At 43.8% G+C, this 3,172-nt stretch carries 5 protein-coding genes; all 5 read left to right on the plus strand.

Annotation, left to right across the window (positions count from 1 at the left end; all coding sequences use genetic code 11):
* Window positions 1-210 (plus strand): hypothetical protein (locus tag E8Q33_RS15490; protein ID WP_211116195.1); only part of this gene is annotated, 210 nt, incomplete at its 5' end.
* A 173-nt stretch (window positions 211-383) separates the two neighbouring features.
* On the plus strand, window positions 384-1,337 hold the full coding sequence (locus E8Q33_RS14945; RefSeq protein WP_136555688.1) for a hypothetical protein: 954 nt from the start codon (window positions 384-386) through the stop codon (window positions 1,335-1,337).
* A gap of 276 nt (window positions 1,338-1,613) precedes the next feature.
* A complete protein-coding gene (locus E8Q33_RS14950) occupies window positions 1,614-2,333 on the plus strand; it encodes an AAA family ATPase (RefSeq protein WP_247870144.1) in 720 nt (239 codons plus the stop codon).
* Between the two features lie 28 nt (window positions 2,334-2,361).
* On the plus strand, window positions 2,362-2,658 hold the full coding sequence (locus E8Q33_RS14955; protein WP_168800228.1) for a hypothetical protein: 297 nt from the start codon (window positions 2,362-2,364) through the stop codon (window positions 2,656-2,658).
* Window positions 2,659-2,660: 2 nt separating this feature from the next.
* Window positions 2,661-3,074, plus strand: a complete 414-nt coding sequence (locus tag E8Q33_RS14960) for a hypothetical protein (protein WP_136555692.1) — start codon at window positions 2,661-2,663, stop codon at window positions 3,072-3,074.
* The last annotated feature ends 98 nt before the right edge of the window (window positions 3,075-3,172 follow it).

Below are 3,172 nucleotides of genomic sequence, written 5' to 3' on the forward strand. Positions count from 1 at the left end.
GTGTTAGCGTTTATGGAAAAAGATTTTGAAGGTCAGAGTCACTGGTATGACTTGCAGAAGGGGCAATACATTCAAGGTTTAGTGGCGAAAGAGGGTAATGAGCGTCGAGTATATGTGGTGACATTGGAACCCGAGCCCGAGGATGCACAAATACATAGTCGTTGGCCACGAGTCATTCAATCAGGCGAAAGAGGCTATAGGACTTACTGACTGCCAAGCTATAAGTAATAACGTCCAAAAAGTGTAACATGTACTTAATAAGTTACCTTATAAATATATCTTAACTAAATGTTAATATTGAATATATGTAAAAAATAATTTCTTGTGGTACAAAACAAAAGCTATTAATCTTGCCCTCAGGTTGAGTAGAGGAGGGCCAGAAGTTGGCAGTTAAAGTTAAAGAATTGGGCGAAGAAAGGCTGGTTGTCTTTTGGGATGTCGTCGAGCTCGGGATGGATAAACATATTATTGGTTTTGACATCGGGCTAAAACAGGCAAGATTCAGCACGCCCATCATTAAATTGGATTTACATTCCAATACGGCGGTGACCAGATCTGGCACACGCTATAAATTTTTGAGCGCGCCTGGTCGACTTCATCCCTATGCTAAACGGCTATTAAAAAAGCTCTTTAATAATAGTCCGCTTCGCTACACGTTGAAGTATTCTCATGCTGACGATAAAAGAAATTCGCTCGATAACATTGAGGAATGGGTCAAGCATTCGCGGGTCACCAAGCCTCGGAAAGATCCTTATGACCGCTATAAAAGCAAACTGATCGCTTGTTTAAAATCAGAGTTTGAAGATATAGCAGAGTTTTATCATCACTTGGCGTGGATCGATGAGAGAAGTATTTATATCGGCAATACCAATGATGAATTCACCTTGTGGAATGAGTTTGCTTTGCGTCATGGAAAAAGCGAGGACATTCAAAAGATTTTCTTGGAGCAAACATCTACATGCCATTTGGCCACGCAAAAAGCCAGCGCTCTGCTCGAACGTGGCGCGCTGTCTCAAGTTGTTATTGATCCGAAGATACCCATTATTTTTTCCAGAGATCTGTGGGATAAAGCTTCCTGCTTATTTTCTGACATGGTGTCCAAGCTCGCAGAGCTTAATCCAAACGCCGACGTTACGTCACTGCGATTAGTCCCGCCGTCTGAAGAGGGCATGATTGAGTGGGCTGTGAAGTCAGTTCCTCGTGCCCGGAATATACAAGCCACTACCAAACCCCCGAAGAGTTTTGATACCCAGCACTACCTCTATGAAATTTTGGATGGCCACTCTCGGGCTATTCAAGATTTTAGACGCTCACATGAGATCCTCAGTCATGACTAAGTTAACGCAATTCATCAAATTATTTGATCCAGTCGCCCTGTCGGACCGCCGGGAGACGCTGTCAAAAGATGTTCTCAATCAAAGTGCAAACCTCTTTAAAAAGCTACCTGATGTCAGGATCCGAGTCAAATTGACCCGTGAACGTTTAGCTGAAATTGAGGCACATTTACGCCAAAAATTTCCGAGCTTTAACGAGGCAACAGATGCCATATTTAATGAGTTGATGATTTCATTGCACAGTGCTTCAAAGGGTGTTTATTTCTGGCTATCTTACTACTGGGACCACCAGGCACAGGGAAAACACACTATGCCAGGGAGCTTTCTGAATTGCTTGGCCTGGGCTTTGAAAAAGTCGATCTTGCCGCCACGACGGCAGGAATGGTCTTGGTGGGTACGAGTTCACAGTGGGGTAATTCCAAACCTGGCCTCGTAGCATCACATCTTTTGCAGAACCGTATTGCTAACTTTGTGTTGTTTCTGGATGAAATCGATAAAGCTGACAATAAATTCATCAATGGTGGAAACGTCAATAATTCTTTACTGACGTTGCTTGAACCTGAGACCGCCAAAGAGTTTCAGGATGAGTTTGTTCAGGTTCCCATGGATGCTTCGAATATCTGCATTATTCTCACCGCGAACGAAGAAAAAAATATAGATGAGCCCATTTTAAGTCGGCTGAAGAAAGTAAGGGTAAGTGAGCCAACCCTTGAGCAGTTACGACAGATTGCGCCGTTCGCCCTTGAGAACATTATCAAGCACCTTGAAGTGGATAACCTGATGATCTCGACATTGGATAGTGAAGCACTCGACGCGCTACAAATGAATAAAGTCAATGTACGTCAGTTAAACGAAGTCCTGAGAGAGGCTATAGGCCTGTGCCTGAAGGAGAAGTCGACGCAGCTCTCCGCTTCCCATATCAGAATTTCCATTGAACGTACGCTGGGCATCACAGTACCCCCTGAGGCTAAGCCCAAATCAACTAAGAAACTTCACTAACGCACCTTATAACGCAAAGGAGAACGATATGGATATTTATGTGCCCCCCGGTGAAATCATCATGAAGGACTGGAATATTCTGATGATTGAGTATGAGCATGTTATGACGGAGAAGTTTCTGGGATACAGCATGAACGAGCAACACTATCGATTAAGCTCTGTCATTCGAGAATACGACCGAGAAACCAATACAGGGATAACCGAATCGGGTTCACGCTATACGTTTCTGACACCACCTGGAAAGCTCCATCCGCGTGCTCAGACAATGTATGAGAATTTCTGCAAAGTAAAAGAAGTCTCCATCAAATTGAAATACGAGTTTTAGTCATGCGTGAGACGTTAACGAAGGCACTGTATTCAAGCTGTCCTATCATCTACCGCAATCGAGATGCAGCAGACGCAGAAAACCGAACACAGATGGTCTGGGGCTTCCAATGCGGCTCAGGCTGGTTCGAGTTACTGCTCAATCTATCACAAGCGATTGAGGCGATAGCAGAAGATAGAAAACGTCAGGGTATTTCGGAGCATGAACTGCCGCTGGTCAATCAAGTGAAAGAAAAATTTGGTGAACTGCGTGTTTATATGAAAATTAGCGGTCCAGGCATAACTGAACTGATTAATGAAGCTCAATTAGATTCAACCGAAATATGTGACTGCTGTGGGAAGCCCGGGGAGCCGGTAAGCGTATATGGCTATGTGTTGACCCGTTGCCAACAGCATATTGATGAGCCGGTCACTTAATATTAACTTCAAAAGGTTTTTATGAAATTCCAACTTTTCTCTGACTTGCATCTTGAAATGGGAGACTACTTCATCCCGCCTGAATCAGATGCAGATCT

This window comes from Methylophaga sp. SB9B (genome assembly GCF_004832235.1).
Classification (GTDB): domain Bacteria; phylum Pseudomonadota; class Gammaproteobacteria; order Nitrosococcales; family Methylophagaceae; genus Methylophaga; species Methylophaga muralis.

What these genes read in the sequence shown, in the direction of transcription:
- E8Q33_RS14960 (WP_136555692.1), top strand. Translation starts at nt 2,661, where the DNA reads ATGCGTGAGACGTTAACGAAGGCACTGTATTCAAGCTGTCCTATCATC.
- E8Q33_RS14955 (WP_168800228.1), top strand. Translation starts at nt 2,362, where the DNA reads ATGGATATTTATGTGCCCCCCGGTGAAATCATCATGAAGGACTGGAAT.